Raw genomic sequence first — 17356 nt, forward strand, 5'->3', positions numbered from 1 at the left:
GGGGCGTCAGGGGGGCCGGCGGGGTGGTCCGGTCGGCGCTCACGGGGTCTCCTGCGCTCGGGTGACCTGCTCGGTCAGGGCCTTGGCGAGGGTGCGGAGCGTGCCGTACGTCCACATGAGGGTCGGCGACAGGCGCAGCCCGAAGGCGGCCTCCAGCCGGTTGCGCAGTTCGAGGCTCATCAGCGAGTCCAGGCCGAGGGACTCGAACAGGGTGTCGTGGTCGAGCCGTTCGGGGCTCAGGCGCAGCACCTGGGCGGCGAGTTCACGGACCTTGGCCTCCACCAGGCCGTGGCGCTCCTCCTCCGGTGTGTCCAGCAGGCCGGCCGCGAAGGCGCTCCCGGCGGTGACGGAGCCGCCGTCCCGCAGGGCCTCGCGCAGGTCGCGCCAGGCGCTCAGGGCGACCGTGTCGGGGGCGGCCTCGAACCAGCGGCGCAGGTCGAGGGGGACGTAGCCGTGGACGGGCCGGTCCTCGATGAGCAGGCGGGTCAGGGCGGTCCAGGCCTCGTCGGCCGGGAAGCTGCTCATGCCGCGGTCCCCGAGGCGGGCGCCGGCCTCCGCGCTGCGCGCGGCCAGACCGATGTCCGCGAACGGTCCCCACTGCACGCTGAGCGCGGGCAGTCCGCGGCCGCGGCGCGCTTCGGCGGCGGCGTCGAGGTAGGCGTTGGCCGCGGCGTAGGCGGCCTGCCCCGGGTTGCCGACGAGGGCCGCGACGGAGGAGAACAGGACGAAGAAGTCCAGCGGTTCCTGTCCGGTCGCCGCCTCCAGGCTGCGTACGCCGTCCACCTTGGGCTGCAGCACCTTCGCGATCTGACGTGGCGTCAGGTTGCCGATGGTGGCGTCGGAGACCACGCCGGCCGCGTGCACGACACCGCGCAGCGGGGGCAGGCCCCGCTCGCGCAGGCCGTCGAGCATCCGGCGTACGGCGGTGCGGTCCCGCACGTCGCAGTGCGGGGTGTGGACCACCGTCCCCGCGGAGCGCAGCGCCGTCAGCCGGGCGGCGGCCTCGGCCGAGGGCGCGGACCGGCCGACCAGGACGAGCGTGCCGGCGCCCTGCGCGGCGAGGAACTCGGCGAGGGAGAGACCGAGGGCGCCGAGTCCACCGGTGACCAGGTAGGCGCCGTCCGCGCGGAACCGTCCGTCGCGCAGGGGCTCGGGCGCCACGTGCGCGACCTCGGCGAGCCGGGTCAGCACGAGCCGGGGGCCGTGCGGGTCGTGGTCGAGGTCGGCGGTCGTGCCGGTCACGCCGGCGCAGTCGTACGTCCGCAGCGGCGGGGCGGTGAGCCGGCCGTCGGCGGCCGGCGTCAGGGCGTCGGCCAGCAGCCGGGCGAACAGGGCGGGGCGGCGGACCCGCAGCGCCTCCAGGTCGGCCGAGCCGAAGGTGGCACCGGCGGGCAGCGGCCGTGCCTCCGGGGCCGGGTCCGACGGGGCCGCCCGGGTGACGTCCTCGACGTAGCGTCCGTCCGGGGCCAGGAGATCCCAGGCGTGGGAGGCGGTCGCTCCGCCGCGCGGGCCGAGGACCACGTCGACGCCCTCGCCGGCGATCGCCTCGACGGCGGACGGCCAGTGGGGGTCGGCGGTGTCGAGGACCTCACGGGCACCGGCGGCGCGCAGCGCCTCGGCGTGCCGGGGCGCTGCGTCGACGACGGCCAGCGGGACGGCGCCCCGGCTGCGGGCGATCCGTACGGCGGCGAGCGCGTCGGGCAGGGCCGGGGTGTGGATCAGGACGGTGTCGCCCTCCGCCAGCCGGCCGACGTGGGCCAGCGCGTACCAGGCGGTGACGGCCGGGAGGAGCAGGGCGGCGGCCTCGGTGTCGTCGAGCCGGTCGGGCAGCCGGACGGTGTGGGCCGCCTCGGCGAGCACGTGACCGGCGAGCGCGCCGGGTGCCACGGCGGCGACGCGGTCGCCGGGGTGCAGTCCGCTCACGTCGGGGCCCACGGCGCTGACGCGGCCCGCGCACTCACGGCCGAGCGGCAGGGTCGAGGGGGCTCGTCCGGCGCGGATCTCCGCGAGGTCGCGCAGGTCGGCGGGTGACACGGCGGCGGCCGTGGTCTCGATGAGGACCTGGCCGGGACCGGGCGTCGGCGTCGGGTGCGGGAGGAACTCGGCCGTGGTGGGGGCGCCTCGCCGGGCGGCGCCCAGCCGGAAGGGCTGGGAGCCGGTGCGCCAGGCGGGGCGCACGGTGCCGTCGGCGCCGTCCGTGTCGCCGCCCCGGACGATCCGGGCGGCCAGCCGGCGGTCGCCGCGCAGGGCGAGCTGGTCGTCGGCGCCGTCGTCGAGCAGGGCGCGGCCGCACGCGGCGGCCCAGTCGGGGTGGGAGGCGTCCACGTCGACGAGCCGCGGCCGCAGTTCGGAGTGCTCGCGTTGCAGCACCCGTCCGTAGCCCCAGTACAGGGCGGCGCCCGGATCGGGCGTGTCGGCCGCCGTGACGCTCTGGGCCCGGTCCGTGAGCACGGTGAGCCGGGGCAGCGAGGGCAGGGCCGCGCAGACGCGGACCACGGTGGTGAGGTGGGTGAGTCCGCGCTGCTGGGCGTCGGGGCCGACGCAGGCGCGCGGGGCGAGGAAGACGACGCCGTCGATGTCGCCCGTGAGGGAGTTCTCCGGGTGGGCCGGGTCGTCGACCGCGGTGACCTCGGCGCCGGCCGCGCGGAGGGCGTCGGCCAGCTCCTGGGTGCCGCCCGTGCCGCCGCAGACGACCCAGCGCCCGGCCGTGGCGCCGGTGCCGCCGGGCCGCGCACCGGTGGTGTCGGCCCAGTGGAGGCGGTGCAACCGGCCGGCGTGCGCGTCGTGGCCGTCCGAGGTGGGCAGGGACCGCAGGACCAGCCCCTCCATCACCAGCAGGGGACGCAGGTCGCCGGTGAGGACGCGGACGTCGACGGTGCCGTCGGGGCGGCGCAGGACGTGGGAGTGGAGTGCGGTGACGGGTTCGTCGCCGGCGGGCAGCACGTGGACGGCGCGCACGGCGGTCGGCATCAGCGCCTCGGAGCCGTCGTCGAGCAGCAGGGCCACCTGGAGCGCCCCGTCCCACAGCACGGGGTGCGGGACCCGGGGCCGCAGGCCGGCCCACAGCTCCTGCGGGAGCCGGATCTCGCCGAGCGCCTCGTCGCCCGACGGGTGGCGCCGCAGGGAGCGCACCACCTGGAACGCCGGCCCGTAGTTCTGGCCGCGGGCGGAGCAGCGGCGGTAGAACTCGCCGGGGTCCTCGGCCGCGGCCTCGTCGGCCCAGGCGGGGAGGCCGAAGCCCTCCGGGGCGCCGGTGCCGGTCTCGGCGCCGGCGGTGGCGACGACGTCCCACTCGGTGGCGCCGGGCGGCAGGGACAGCAGCCGGAAGGCACCACCGCCGCCGGGCGCGTCCTGCCACTCGGTGGTGAAGCGGACGGGGTCCGCGCCGATCGTCACCTCCTTGCGGAAGGAGACGTCGACGAGCCGGCCGGGCAGTGCGCCCGTGCGGGCCGTGACGGTGTGCAGGGCCAGTGCGAGCATGCCGGTGCCCGGGAGCAGCGCGGTGTCGTGGAGCTTGTGGTCGGTGAGCCAGGGCTGGGTGAGGGGGGACAGCTCCAGGGCGCCGTGCCACACGCCGGGGCGGCCGGGGGCGGGGGTGAGCGGTGCCTCGAATCCCTGCGCGGCGTCGCCGGTGCGGCGGTTGTCGGCTGGCCAGAAGCTCTCGCGCTCGAACGGGTAGGCGGGCACCGGGAAGCGGCCGTCGCGGGGCAGCGTGCCGAAGGGTTCCAGACCGGCGGTGTAGGCGCGGGCGAAGGCGCGGGCGACGTCCCGGGTGCCGCCGTGCCCGCGGCGCAGGGTGGTGAGCAGCGCCAGGGGTTCCTCGCGTACGGCGGTCTGCTGTTCCAGGGCCGGCTGCAGGACGGGGTGCGGGCTGATCTCCACCACGTGGGTCACGCCGTCGTCGAAGAGGGCGTTCGTCGCGGAGACCAGCTCGATGGGCTCGCACAGGTTGCGGACCCAGTAGTCGGGGCCCAGGGCGCCGCCCTCGACGACGCGGGCCTCGACGGTCGACATGAGGGGGATGTCGCCCGCGGCCGGCCGGATCGGGGCGAGGCCGGTCATCAGGTCCTCGCGCAGGACGCCCATGCCGGCGCTGTGGGAGGCGTAGTCGATGTTGACCAGGGCGCAGTACGTGCCCTCGGCCTCCAGCAGTTCCTTCAGCGCGAGGACGTAGTCGCGGTCCCCGGACAGGACGCAGGAGTGCGGGCCGTTGTGGGCGGCGAAGGAGACGAGGTCCTCGAACCCCTCCAGGGCGAGCTCGGCGGCCTCGCGGTCGAGGTCGACGGCGAGCATCAGTCCGCGGCCGGACACCCGCTGGGCGATCAGCGCGCCGCGGCGGGCGAGGACGAGGGCGGCGTCGTCCAGGGACAGGACGCCGGCGAAGGTGGCGGCGGTGATCTCGCCCTGGCTGGTGCCGAGGACGACGTCGGGGGTGATGCCGGCGGCGCGCCACAGCTCGGCCAGGCCCAGGGACATGGCCCACAGCGCCGGCTGGAGGACGTCGGTGCGGGTCGTCCACGTGTGGGCGACCGTGTCGGGGCCCGCGTCGGCGTCGGGGGCGAACACGTCGGTCAGGTCCCAGTCGACGTGCGGGGCGAGGGCCTTGGCGCAGCGGTCGACGACGGAGGCGAACAGGGCACTGTCCCGGTAGAGGGCCACGCCCATCTCCCGCCACTGCGAGCCCTGCCCTGGGAAGACGAAGGCGGTGCGGCCGTGCGGCACGGCCCGTCCGGTGACGACGTCGGCGTCCGCGGCGGCGGGGTCGTCGAGGGCGGCGAGGCCGGCGGCGGCCTGCCGGAGGTCCTCGGCGACGAACGCGGCCCGCTCCGGGAAGTGGTCGCGGCGCCAGGCCAGCGTGCCGGCCAGCTCGGCGGCCTCGTCCTCGCCGCGGGCGCCGAGCGCGTCCCGCAGCTGGGCCGCCCGGCGGGCGAGCACCGGGGCGCGCTTCGCGGACAGGGTGATCACGGGGGGCACCGCGGTCTCGTCGGACCGGTCGCGGCGGGCCGCGGGCCGGGGGCGCGGAGCGGAGGAGACGACCACGTGGGCGTTGGTGCCGCCCCAGCCGAAGGAGTTCACCCCGAGGAGGACCGGGCCCTCGGCGGGCAGGGCGAGCGGCTCGCGCAGCACGCTCAGGTTGAGGTCCCCGAACGGGATGTCGGGGTTGAGCTCCTCGGCGTGCAGGGACGGCGGGACCGTGCGGTGGCGCAGGGAGAGCAGGACCTTGATCAGTCCGGCCAGTCCCGAACTGCCTTCCAAGTGACCGATGTTGGTCTTCAGCGACCCGATCGGCAGCGGGTCGCCGGCCGGCCGGGCGCGGCCGAGGACCGCGCCGAGCGCGCCGGCCTCCGTGGGGTCGCCGCGCTTGGTCCCGGTGCCGTGGGCCTCGACGTACGACAGGGCGGCGGCCGGCACGGTGTGCTCCCCGTAGCTGCGGCGCAGCAGGTCCTCCTGGCCCTCCTGGCTGGGGCTGACCAGGCTGTGGCCGCCTCCGTCGTTGTTGGTCAGGGTGCTCACCAGGACGCCGTGCACCCGGTCGCCGTCGCGCAGCGCGCGGGCGAGGGTCTTCAGGTAGACGGCGGCGACGCCCTCACCGCGGACGAAGCCGTTGGCGGACTTCGCGAAGGAGGCGCAGCGGCCGTCCGGGGAGAGCCCGCCGAAGTGGGTGAGGCCGATGCTGACGTGCGGGTCCATCATCAGGTTCGTGCTGCCGACGATGGCGGCCTCGATGTCGCCGGCGCGCAGCGCGCGGGCGGCCAGGTCGAGGCCGACGAGCCCGGAGGAGCAGCCGGTGTCGACGGCGAGGCTCGGGCCGCGCAGCTTCATGAGGTAGGAGAGCCGGTTGGCGAGGATGTCGCGGCCGGTGCCGACCAGGGAGTGGGAGGTGTGCAGGGCGCCGCGCGCCTTCCGGAGCAGCTCGTAGTCGTGCCAGACGGTGGCGACGTAGACACCGGTCCGCGAGCCCGCGAGGTCGCTCGCCCGCTGTCCGGCGTCCTCCAGCGCCCGCCAGCCGACCTCGAGGAGCAGCCGCTGCTGGGGGTCCATGGCGGCCGCCTCGCGCGGGGAGATCCCGAAGAATCCGGCGTCGAAGAGGTCGATGTCGTCGAGGAATCCGCCGACCGCCGGGATGCGCAGCCGGGGGTCCAGCTGCGCGGAGGCGTCCCAGCGGTCGGACGGCACCGGCACGATGGCTTCCCGGCGGTTCATCATCAGGTGCCACAGGCTGTCGACGTCCGGTGCTCCGGGGAAGCGGCCGGCCATGCCGACGACGGCGATCAGCCCTTCGGGATCGGGTGTGGAATGCGCGTTCATTCGCTGCCTCTTCGTCCTGGGAGTAGTGCCGGGCTCGGCCTGGGACCTCACTCGCGGGTGCCGACGGCGTCGTGGGCGCGGACCTCGACGGTCCCCCGGGAGGGACCGGATATCCGTGAACTCGTGTGGTTCCAGGCTAGGAAGAGCGCCGGGTGCGGGAGAACCCCCTGCCGCGCGGAACGGGGGGTTCTCCCGCTGCCCCCTGGGACGGGCATAGGGGGTGCGGCGGCCGGCTATTTCCCGGCGCGCAGCCGCATGCGGACGAGCCCCTTGCTCGCGTTGATCATGCGGGGGCCGATCTCCGGCGGCGCGTCCTTGCGGCACCAGCGCGCGTTCATCGCCATCTTGGCCGGGGACATGGCGAAGCAGCGGGTGTCGCGCTCCCCGAACCGGAACGACGGCGCGATGAAGTCGGCGTCCCGGATGTAGGACAGGATCTTCCGCGCCGCCTCCCCGGAGGTCTCCGTGCCCTGGTCGACCGCCTCGCACAGCTCCCTGGTGAGGGGTCCCATACGGGTGAAGCCGGCGCTCACCGGGAGCGGGGACCCGGGGTGCCCGAGCTCCTCCAGCTCCCGGAAGACACCGTCGTCGCCGGTGCGCTCGAACCGGTAGTAGGCGTCCTCCAGCATGACGTTGCCGAGCATGGTGCCGAGCATCCAGGTGCGGTTGACGGCGTTCCACAGCTCGTAGTCGCGGAACCCGACGAAGGAGCTGTAGACGATGTCGTCGTGGAAGTCGAACAGGCCCTGCTGGAGGTCCTCCAGGTAGCCGAACCGCTCCATGGACCAGTCGCCGTCCTTGCTGGCCGCGATGAGGCGCCAGCCGAGGGCGTTGACGAGTTCCATCGTGTTGGTCAGGCCGCGCGAGTACAGGGCGTCGATGAAGCCGGCCGCGTGGGAGGTGAGGCAGAACCGCTCGCCGACCACCTGCTTGGCCGAGTACTGCAGTCTGCCGGTCGACACCCAGGGGCGGACCGCCCTCGCCCCGCGGAACTGGTGCGCGATCTCGGGGAACCGGGCCAGGAAGTCGTCGAACTCCTGCTGCGGGGTGCGGTCGTCCTTGGGGTGGACGCGGGGGTCCAGGGTGAGGCCCACGCTGCACAGGGGGTTGAGCGAGTGCTCGTTGTTGTCGAACGGGATCACCCACAGCCAGCCGCCGTCGAAGACGTGGTGCAGGGTGCCGTGGTGCCAGGGGTTGGGCTGGTCGTGCCGGCGGGCCGCCGGCGCCTTGTCGAAGGGCTCGACCCCGATCATGTGGGTGAACAGGCACCGGGAATGGGTCCTGGCCCGGGTGGGCGTCTCGCGCAGGGCGAACTTCTCGGCCAGCGGGGAGCGGAAGCCGCTGCCGTCGACCACGTAGTGCGCGCGGAACTCCTCGCCGCCGTCGGTGCGCAGGACGGCGCCGGTGTCCGGATCGGTCTCGACGTCCACGATCCGGGTGCCGAGCCGCGGGTGGGCGCCGTACTTGACGGCCACGTGGAACAGGTAGGCGTCGATGTCCTGGCGGAACAGGTGGGTCTCGGTGCGCAGCACGGAGGGGACCACCAGCTGGTTGATCTCCTGCCAGTCCTGCGGGGAGCCCTCGCGGTGGTAGACGAAGCCGAAGTTCTGCTTCTGGCCGCAGTTGCGCGAGACCCGCTCGCGGATGCCCTTGAAGCTCGACAGGGCGCGCAGCTCGGGCACCCGGTAGCGGTCGGCGATGAGCCTGGTCAGACCCGAGGTGTAGGGGATGGTCGACTCCCCGACGGCGAACCGCGGGTGGGTGCCGGCGTCGAGGAGCAGCACCTTGACGCCGTTCCGTGCCAGGACGGCGCCCAGCATTCCGCCGGCCATGCCGCTGCCGAGGATCGCCACATCGTATTGGTCACTGCGGTTCATGGGGTTCCTGACCCTCCTCGTGGGGTGGTGGTGACTGCCGCTGACGGGCAGGGGGACCTGGGCGGTTCAGCCGGCCAGGGCCCGGTCCCGGCGGAGATCGCCGCGGGTACGGACGCCGAGCTTGCGGAAGATCCGTGTCAGGTGCTGCTCGACGGTGCTGACGGTGACGCCGAGGCGTGCGGAGATCTCCTTGTTGCTGAGCCCTTCGCCGGCCAGTGAGGCGACGCGCTGCTCGGCCGGGCTGAGCAGGTCCAGGTCCTGTGCCGGAGCCGTGCCGGGCGCGCCCGGCTGTGCCATCCGGGCCGGCAGCAGGCGGGTGAACTCCGCGGCGAGGGCCGGTGCCCCGCAGGCGCCGGCCAGGTGCGCGGCCCGTTCCACGAGCGTCCGGGCCTCGGTGTCCCGGCCGGAGCGCAGATGCGCGACCGCCAGTTCCGCGAGGGCCCCGGCCAGCTGGAGCCGGTCCCCGGAGCGCTCCAGGACGGCCGTGGCGCTCTTCAGCAGGGCGCCCCGCTGGGAAGGCCGCCCGGCGGCGGCGAGGACCCGCAGGGAGATGCCGCGCGTGCGGGTCAGCGCGTCCCCGGCCAGGTCGAGCTGCTGCCGGGCCAGGGCGTGCGCGCGCTCGTTGTCGCCGAGGGCCAGCAGGGCCCGCGCGGCACCGGACCGCCAGGGGACGAGGGACGGCTGGTCCAGTCCCCAGGCGCGCATGAGGGCACCGCAGTTGCTGAAGTCGTCGAGGGCGGCCCGGGGCTGCCCGGTGGCGAGGTAGTGCTGTCCCCGGGCGTGCAGGTAGTACAGGCCGAACCGGCTGTCGAACATCCCCTGCGGCAGCGGTGCTTCGAGGTACTCGGCCGCCGCCTCGTGGTCACCGAGGTCGGTGTTGGCCTGGATCAGGTTGGCGAGCGGTCCGCCGATGCACACGCCCCAGCTCTCCACGGGGATCCGCGCGAGGGCCGCATCGGCCAGCTCGCGGGCCTCGCGCGGCCTGCCCTGGCGCAGGGCGATACCGGCCCGCAGCGAGGAGAACTCGGCGATCCACAGCGGGACCCGGCGGCCGCGCGCCTCGTCGAGCCAGTGGTCGCACCAGGCCGCGGCGGCCTCCGTGCGGTCCGCGAACAGCAGCGCGGAGACGGCGCAGGTCAGCCACTCGTGGGTGTTGCGGCCCAGCCGCATCGCCCGCATGGCCGCCTCGGCGGAGTCGACCACGTCCTGGCGGGGGCCGCGCCGCAGCACGTCGGAGAGGGCCACCGCGCCCCGGATGCGCGGATCGCCGCCGAAGGAGACCTGCCGCGCGGGCCCGGTGCCCGTTCCCCCGGCGGGCACCAGGCCGGGGTAGCCGACCGAGAGGAGTTCACGGGTGGCCCGGGCCTCGGCGGCGGCCAGCGGGTCGGTCATGCCCGCGTCGCGGCGTCCGATCCGCTCGACGGCGTCCGCGGCCTCGACGTACCGCCCGTGCCACAGCAGGTACTTGGCGAGTACCACGGCGTACTGGTCCGGCAGCCGGCCGGCCCGGAGGGCGTCGGCGAGTTCGACGAGGTGCCGCGCCCCCATGGTGGGGTCCAGCACCCAGGTGGCGCCCGCCAGGAGCGCCTTGAGCCGCAGTTGCTCGTCGTCGTCCCGGCAGTGCCGCAGGGCGACTTCGAGGCACAGTCTGGCCTCGGCGGGGCGGCTGAGGGCCAGGTGCCGTTCGGCGGCCTCCCGGAGCTGGTCCACCGCCCAGGGCGCGGTCGCCGTGCCGGCCGCGACGAGGTGCCGGGCCACCCCGAGGGCGCCGGCACCGCCCTCCTCGTACAGCAGTTCGGCGGCGCGCCGGTGCAGCCGGGCGCGTTCCTCGCCGGTGCAGCCGGCCAGAGCGGCTGCGGCGGCGGCCGGGTGGCGCAGCCTGCCGTCGGCGATCAGGCCGGCGTCGTCCAGGGCCCGCAGGCCCCGGCTCAGCACGGCGTCCTCGACCCCGGCGAGGCGGGCCACGGTCTGCGCCGTGGCCTGGTCCTCGTGCAGTACGGCGAGGGCCTGGGCGATGTGCAGCAGGGCGGGCCAGCCGCGGTGCAGGCAGCCGGTGACGGCGTCCAGGAAGGCGTCCCCGACGACCAGGCGTCCGGCGGCGTGCTCCGTGCCGGCCGCGCCGCGCCTGCTGTCCTCCGCGAGCGCCCTGATCAGCAGCGGGTTGCCGCCGCTGACCGTGTGGCACTCGGCGGCGAGCCGGGAGGCGAGGCCGGCGCCGACGTACGGGACGAGGACGGCCGCGACCCCGTCGCCGGTCAGCCGCCGCAGGGCGAGCGGCCGGTGCTCGGGACGGCGGCGCAGTTCCGCGCGCAGCCGGGGATCGGCCGGCCGGGAGAGCCCGCGCTCGGTCATGACCAGGGTGACGGGCACGTCGGAGAGCCGGCGGATCAGCAGCAGCACCCAGTGCAGCGACAGGCTGTCCAGGAACTGGACGTCGTCCAGGCACAGCAGCAGCGGAGCACGCCGGGCCCGCCGTTCGACGGCGGCGCACAGGTCCTGCAGGGCGCGCCCGGTCTCCGCGTCGAGGGTGTCCGGGCCGAGCCGGGAGACCGTCCCCGTTCCGTCGTGCCGGTCCGGGCCGGCCGCCACCGCCCTCTCCACGAGGGCCGGTTCGACGTCGCGCAGCAGTTGCCCGAGCACCGCGCCGGGGATGGGGCGCTCGACCAGCGAGCCGGTGGCGCCGCGCACCTCGAAGCCCAGCTTCTTGGCGACGGAGCCGATCTCGGCGAGCAGGGCGGTCTTGCCGCAGCCGATGCCGCCGGTCACCAGGGCCACCTGCCCCGCACCACGGGCGCTGCTTCGGATCATGTCGGTGAGTGAGGAGAGCTCCTGGTCCCGTTCGACCAAGTGCATGTGGGGTCGTCCCTTCGCTGCCTGTTGCGTTGCGTCCGCCTGTCCGCGCCGTCGCGGGGCCTTTCCCGCGGGGCCGTCCCTAGGGGGCCGCGCCGATCCGTTCGCGGGGCGCGCCCCCGTCGGCCGGGGTCCCGGAGCGGCCGGATCCGGCGAGGCTCAGCAGCGGCCCGGTCATCACCGTCGTCACCACCGCCATGACCACCATGAGCGAGTACAGCGAGTCGTCCAGCAGCCCGAGCTGGAGACCGACACCGAGGATGACCAGTTCGGTGAGGCCCCGGGTGTTCATCAGCGCCGCCAGGGTGGCGGAGGGCCGGGGTGCCAGTTTCGTGGCGCGGGCGCCGAGGTAGGTGCCGCCGAACTTGCCGGCGATGGCCACCAGGAGGATGAGGGAGAGTTCCCGCAGCCCGCCGAGTCCGATGCCGCCGAGGTCGACCTGGAAGCCGGCCACCACGAAGTAGACGGGCAGCAGCACCGACGTGAGGTGCGTCGTGCGGTCGTGGAGGTCGGCGCGCAGGGCCTGGGCGCGTTCACGGGGCACCGTCAGCCCGAAGAGGAAGGCGCCGAAGATGTGGTGCATGCCCATCGCCTCGGTGGCCGCGGCCGACAGCAGCGCGCCGACCAGGACGACGGCGAACTTGAGCGGGCCCGGCTCCGCGGCCTTGTCGCCGGGGGTGAGCACGCGGCGCAGCAGCGGGCGGACGACGAAGAGCATGACGGCCAGGTAGGGCACGGTGAGCAGGACGAGCCGGTGGTCGCCCGCCGCGCCGACCGAGGCGTTGACCGCGGCCAGCGCCGCCCAGGCGACCACGTCGACGAAGGCCGCCGCGGCCAGGGCGATGCCGCCGATGGCGGTCCGGGTCAGGCCCCGTTCGGCGAGGATGCGGGCGAGCACGGGGAACGCGGTCACGGACACGGCGAGCCCGATGAACACGACGAAGGTCCCGCGGTCGGCGGGGTCGTGCCCGGGCAGCAGGGCGAAGGCGAGTCCGATGCCCAGCAGGAAGGGGACGGCGGTCGAACCGACCGCCGCGGCCACGGTGGTGCGGCCGTGCCCCTTCATCAGGTTGCCCTCGATCTCGAGGCCGACCACGAACATGAACAGGGCGATGCCCAGGTTCGCCACACCCGACAGCACGGGCCGGACGTCGTCGGGGAACAGGGTCTCGCTCAGCACCCCGTCGAGCAGGGTCGGGCCGAGCAGCACTCCCGCGAGGATCTCGCCCACCACCGGCGGCTGCCGCATGCGCGAGGCGAGGTGTCCGAGCCCGCGCGCCATGACGAGAATGATCGCTAGATCGAGAAACAGAATCTGTAACTGATGGCTGTTCATTTCCCCCGGCCTCGTCTTCGAATGCGGCGCGTTTCGCGCGCGGAAATGCTGCTGGGGCAGCCGTCGAACTCACCCGGCGACTGCCCCAGGAATGCCGTTCAGGAATGCGTCGTTTCCGGCGTCGAGTGGTCCGCGATGAGGTCGTCCAGCGTGATGTTGAACAGGGGGTGGTTTCCGCTGAGACCGGAGATGAGGGTGACGAAGTCGTCGGCGGGCTTCCGCTCGTGCTCCGGGTCGATCATCTCCTGGGCGAGGCTGTGGTAGAACTCCTTGTACTTCGTCTGGTCGTAGAAACGCTCGACGAATTCCCGGATCTCGTCGAAGAATCCGGAGTACGCGGTGGCGTACCGGTCCAGGGCCTTGGCCTCGATCTCCGGGTGCTTGATGACCTGGTCGACGATCTTGGCGAGGGTGCTGCCGGCCATGCAGGCGAGGGCGACGCCCGTGGAGAAGAGCGGGTCCACGAAGGCCGCCGTGTCACCGACCAGCACCCAGCCGTCGCCGTGGAAGCGGTCCGAGTGGTACGACCAGTCCCGGGCGGTGCGGAAGCCCGCCGACTGCCGGGCGTTGGCCAGCATCTTCCTGAGCTTGACGGTGCGGTCGCGCTGCTGGTGGAACAGCTCCTCCAGGGACTGCCCGGACTCCCCCGCGCTGGCGACGCGGGTGACGTACCCGACGCTGATGGTCCCCTTGTCGATGGGGATCGCCCAGAACCAGCCGCCGTCCAGGCCCTCGATCAGAATGTTGGTGTACTCGTCGCCCTCGAGGCGCTCGCAGTTGTCGTAGTACGTCCACACGGCGACGTTGCGCAGCTGGTCGTGCCACTTGACGTCGGTGTAGCGCCGGCTGAGCACGCGCGCCTGGCCGGAGGCGTCGATGACGAGGCCGGCCCGCACCTCGCGCAGGCCCTCCATGCCGCGCAGGGCGTAGCGGACGCCGACGACGCGGCCGTCCTCCTCGATCGGGTCCTTGACGGTGGCGTCCTCGACGATGTGCGCGCCGAGTTCGCGGGCGCGGTCGAGGATGAGGGCGTCGAGGTCGGCGCGGCGCGTGTGGAAGGCGTAGGGGTGCTTGCCCTTGAGGAAGGCGAATTTCCACGGCACCTGGTTGTTGCCCCACACCAGGCTTCCGCCGTACTTGCGCTCGAAACCGCGCTGGTCCATGCGCTCGGTGAGGCCGAGTTCCTCCATGGGGCGCATGAACGCCGGGATGAGCGACTCACCGACGTGGTAACGCGGGAACCGCTCCCGGTCGAGCACCAGAACACGGTGTCCGCGCTGTGCGAGGAGACCGGCCGTCGTGGATCCGGCCGGGCCCCCTCCGATGATGACGACGTCGTAGTCGGCGGATATTCCGTAAAGACTAGATGACACGCTTTTGCCTTCCCCTAGACCCTGGAGCGGTGCGAGAACTGAGTGGGATCCGGCGAATTCGTCCCCCCGCCGTATTGCCCGCCGTCAGTCTGCATTGAGTCACCTGGAGAAGGTCTGCAGCTCCTCTGGACGAGTTCTGGTCGTCCCCTAAAGGTCGGCCTTCAGGACCTTCGACGCGCCGATGGGGAGGTCCCACAGGTCCTCGCGGGGCCGCCCGGTCCGCTCCCAGGCGGCACGGACCCGGTGCAGCGGCTCCAGCGGCGGTTCGGCGGACAGCAGGAAGGTCGCCCAGTGCATGGGCGCCATGCTCGTCGCCCCCATGTCCTCGCAGGCCCGGACGGCCTCCTCCGGAGAGGTGTGCACGGGCCGGAGCATCCAGCGCGGCTCGTACGCGCCGATCGGCAGGATGGCCACGTCGATGCCGGGGTAGCGCCGGCCGATCTCCTCGAACCAGTGGCCGTATCCCGTGTCCCCCGCGAAGTGGACCCGGCGTCCGTCCGGGGCGGTCAGCATCCAGCCGCCCCACAGGCTGCGGCAGGTGTCGGTCAGTCCGCGCCGGCTCCAGTGGTGGGAGGGGACCAGGTCGAACCGGACCGGGCCGAGCGGTCCGGGCAGTTCCACCGCCTCCCACCAGTCGAGTTCGGCGACCTCGGTGAAGCCGCGGCGGCGGATCCACGCGCCGAGGCCCGCCGGCACGAGGAGGGGGGTGTCCGGGGGCAGCCGGTCGAGCGTGCCGGTGTCGAGGTGGTCGTAGTGGTTGTGGCTGATGACGACGGCGTCGAGGTGGGGCAGCTCGCGCCACGGCACGCCGACCGGGGTGACCCGTTCCGGGGTGCCGACGATCCGGCTCGACCACACCGGGTCGGTCAGGACGGTGAGGCCGCCGGTGCGGACGACCCAGCTCGCGTGTCCGGCCCAGGTGAGGGACAGGTCCGTGGGGGCGACGTCGGGGACGGGGGCGGGGTCGACCGGCAGCTCGCCGAGCTGGGCGAGCGTTCTGCCGGGCGGGCGCAGGCGCTGGCCGCGCAGCGCGAGGCGCAGGAAGTCCGTCACGCCGGGCAGCGGGGAGGTGAGGCGGTCGGCGAAGGAGTTCGGCCACGTGCGGATCTCACCGAACGGGCGCGGCGGCGACAGGGGCGGGCGGGCGGGGGAGGTCATCGGAAGTCTCCATCGGTGGCAAAAGGCGACCGGCCCCGGTCCGCCCCCGGTCTCTGTCGAGTGCGTGGGGCGGACGGGGGCCGGTCGCCGCCGTCCGGGGACGGCTTCGGGTGCGGAGGGGCCGTCAGAGCGAAGTCACAGCAGCACGCCTCCGAGGAGGGCGTCGATCATCTCCTGGATCTGCTCGTCGGTCAGCGGCTTGCCCTGCCCCAGGAACAGGCGGAGGATCACCACACCGGCGAGCATGTCCACGACGGCGGTGAGGTTGACGTCCTGGCGGACCAGGCCGTCGGCCCGGCCCCGGACGAACACCGCCTCGACGGCGTCGCGCCAGGGGCAGACCCAGGTGTCCATGTGGCTGGACGGGAAGGTGGGATCACTGACCGCCTGGGCCGCGAGATGCGGCAGGAGCCGGCCCTCGGGGGCGTTGAGGAGCCCGTCCCGCAGCCAGCACGTCATGGCGAGCAGGTCCTCGTGAAGGTCGCCGCTGGGCTCGAGGTCGAAGTCGGCCATCAGCGTGTCGAGCGCACTGATGATCATCTCTTCCTTCGAGCGCCAGCGCCGGTATACGGTGGCTCTTCCGACTCCGGCCCGGCGGGCGACCTGGTCCATGGTCAGCCCCTGGAACCCGGACTCGCCCAGCACTGTCACCGCCGCCTGCAGGATCGCGGCGTCCGCACGGGGGCTGCGCGGCCGCCCGACGGGGGTGGTTGTGGCCTGTCGACCTTCACGCGTCTCGTACATCTATCCCGTCAGCCTCTCGATATGACCACTGCCGCAGACCGAGCACGTTCCGAACGAACCATCATACGGACTCCGTGACGGGCGGGGAGGTGTCCGCCGAGGGCGAGGCCGCGTCGTGCTCCGCGGCCCGGCGCGGCATCCAGGCGAAGACCACCGCGGCGAGGGCGAAGACCACCACGGCCCCGCCGACCAGGGCGACGTCCATGCTGTCGACGTAGGCCCGGCGGGCGGCCTCCGCCAGTTCCCGCCCCGCGGGACCCAGCTTCTGCGCGACGGCCAGCGCGGCGCCGACCGTCTCCTCGGCGGCGTCGGCGGCCTCCGCCGGCAGGCCGTCCACGGACTTCTCCATGTCGTTCCGGTACCCGGTGCTGAGCACGCTGCCGAGCACCGCCACGCCGATCACACCGCCGACCTGCCGGAAGGCGCTGGTGACGCCCGAGGCCTCACCGGACTTGTCGTCGGAGGCGGTGGCGAGCGCGGCGTGCATGGCGATGGCCAGGGTCAGGCCGATGCCGATGCCGAGCGGCACCTGGCAGGCGGCGACGGTGAACTCGCCGGAGTCGACGTCCGTGGTCGAGAAGAGCAGCAGTCCCACGGCCATCAGCAACAGCCCCGCCACCACGGGACCGCGCGGGCCGACCCGCGGCGCGAGCCGTTCGGCCGTGCCCGCCCCGGCCATGACCGCGAGCACCACCGGGAGCATCCGCACGCCGGTGCCGAGCGAGGAGTTGCCGAGGACGGCCTGGAGGTAGGGGCTCAGCATGAAGAGGAAGCCGGTCATCGCGAAGTGCACCAGCAGCAGCGCCGAGATGGAGGCGCCGAAATAGCGGTTGCCGAAGGACCGCACGTCCAGCAGCGGGTACGGGGTGCTCCGCTCGCGCAGCACGAACAGGACCAGGAGCACCACGCCGACCGCGGCGCCGCCCAGCGTCCGGCCGCTCAGCCAGCCCTCCTCCGGGGCCTGGGTCAGCGCGAAGGTGACGGCGCCGAGCCCGAGGACGGACAGCACCGCCCCCTGCCAGTCGAAGGCGTGCTCGCGCACACCCCGGTGCTCGGGGAAGAGGAAGAAGCCCGCCACCATGGCGGCGACCAGGATCGGGATGTTGATCAGGAAGACCGATCCCCACCAGAAGTGTTCCAGCAGCCAGCCGCCGGCCAGCGGGCCGATCGGCAGGCCGAGGGCGACGCCCGCGGACCAGATGGCCAGCGCGCGCGCCCGTTCCCGCGGGGCGAAGAGGACCGGCAGCATGGCCAGGGAGACCGGGGTGACGACGGCCGCCCCCAGCCCCATCAGGGCCCGCCCGAGGATCAGTTCACCGGAGCTGTCCACCAGCATCGCGTAGCCGGACGAAAGGCCGAAGACCGCGAGTCCCGCCAGGAGGAGCCGCTTGCGCCCGATGCGGTCGGCGAGCACCCCGAAGGGCAGCATCAGACTGGCGAAGACCAGCAGGTAGGCGTTGTGGAACCACTGGAGGTCGGAGTTGGAGGCGCCCAGCGAGTCGACGAGCTCGGGCATCGCCACATAGAGGATCGTGGCGTCCAGGCCGTTGACCAGCACGCACATCACCAGCACGGCCAGTGCCCACCAGCGCTTCGGGCTGGTCCACACTGCGGATGCAGACACAGCTCCCCCTTTCTGAATTTTGATACGAGACTGGCTCGTATCAAAACACGGGCGTATCCGGCCCGCACCCCCTGAAAGCGCCCTA

Annotated in this window: 8 protein-coding genes; all 8 read right to left on the bottom strand. The window is 73.8% G+C overall.

Annotated elements, in window-relative coordinates; all coding sequences use genetic code 11:
* Nucleotides 1–39: 39 nt before the first annotated feature.
* Nucleotides 40–6309 carry a type I polyketide synthase gene (locus ACZ4V6_RS33060; protein WP_467834498.1) on the bottom strand — a complete coding sequence of 2090 codons (6270 nt, stop codon included), beginning with the start codon at nt 6307–6309 and terminating at the stop codon, nt 40–42.
* A 233-nt stretch (nt 6310–6542) separates the two neighbouring features.
* Nucleotides 6543–8186, bottom strand: a complete 1644-nt coding sequence (locus tag ACZ4V6_RS33065) for an NAD(P)/FAD-dependent oxidoreductase (protein ID WP_467834499.1) — start codon at nt 8184–8186, stop codon at nt 6543–6545.
* A 66-nt stretch (nt 8187–8252) separates the two neighbouring features.
* Nucleotides 8253–11039, bottom strand: a complete 2787-nt coding sequence (locus ACZ4V6_RS33070; protein WP_467834501.1) for an AAA family ATPase — start codon at nt 11037–11039, stop codon at nt 8253–8255.
* 79 nt (nt 11040–11118) lie between these two features.
* Nucleotides 11119–12318 carry a cation:proton antiporter domain-containing protein gene (locus ACZ4V6_RS33075; RefSeq protein ID WP_467834503.1) on the bottom strand — a complete coding sequence of 400 codons (1200 nt, stop codon included), beginning with the start codon at nt 12316–12318 and terminating at the stop codon, nt 11119–11121.
* Nucleotides 12319–12470: 152 nt separating this feature from the next.
* The gene (locus ACZ4V6_RS33080; RefSeq protein ID WP_467834504.1) at nt 12471–13745 is read right to left on the bottom strand and encodes an NAD(P)/FAD-dependent oxidoreductase; all 1275 of its coding nucleotides are present in this window, start codon (nt 13743–13745) and stop codon (nt 12471–12473) included.
* A 147-nt stretch (nt 13746–13892) separates the two neighbouring features.
* Nucleotides 13893–14903, bottom strand: coding sequence for an MBL fold metallo-hydrolase (locus tag ACZ4V6_RS33085; RefSeq protein WP_467834506.1), 1011 nt, complete (start codon nt 14901–14903; stop codon nt 13893–13895).
* 135 nt (nt 14904–15038) lie between these two features.
* Complete coding sequence (locus ACZ4V6_RS33090; protein WP_467834508.1) at nt 15039–15647, bottom strand: TetR/AcrR family transcriptional regulator; 609 nt, start codon at nt 15645–15647, stop codon at nt 15039–15041.
* A gap of 61 nt (nt 15648–15708) precedes the next feature.
* Nucleotides 15709–17328: an MFS transporter gene (locus ACZ4V6_RS33095; protein WP_467834549.1), complete on the bottom strand. Its 1620-nt coding sequence runs from the start codon at nt 17326–17328 to the stop codon at nt 15709–15711.
* Between the last annotated feature and the right edge of the window lie 28 nt (nt 17329–17356).

The organism is Streptomyces sp. NPDC029152 (assembly GCF_055564355.1).

Excerpts from the sequence above, each read along its gene's own strand:
- ACZ4V6_RS33070 (WP_467834501.1), bottom strand. The coding sequence starts at position 11,039 with ATGCACTTGGTCGAACGGGACCAGGAGCTCTCCTCACTCACCGACATG.
- ACZ4V6_RS33060 (WP_467834498.1), bottom strand. The coding sequence starts at position 6,309 with ATGAACGCGCATTCCACACCCGATCCCGAAGGGCTGATCGCCGTCGTC.
- ACZ4V6_RS33090 (WP_467834508.1), bottom strand. The coding sequence starts at position 15,647 with ATGTACGAGACGCGTGAAGGTCGACAGGCCACAACCACCCCCGTCGGG.
- ACZ4V6_RS33085 (WP_467834506.1), bottom strand. The coding sequence starts at position 14,903 with ATGACCTCCCCCGCCCGCCCGCCCCTGTCGCCGCCGCGCCCGTTCGGT.
- ACZ4V6_RS33075 (WP_467834503.1), bottom strand. The coding sequence starts at position 12,318 with ATGGCGCGCGGGCTCGGACACCTCGCCTCGCGCATGCGGCAGCCGCCG.
- ACZ4V6_RS33065 (WP_467834499.1), bottom strand. The coding sequence starts at position 8,186 with ATGAACCGCAGTGACCAATACGATGTGGCGATCCTCGGCAGCGGCATG.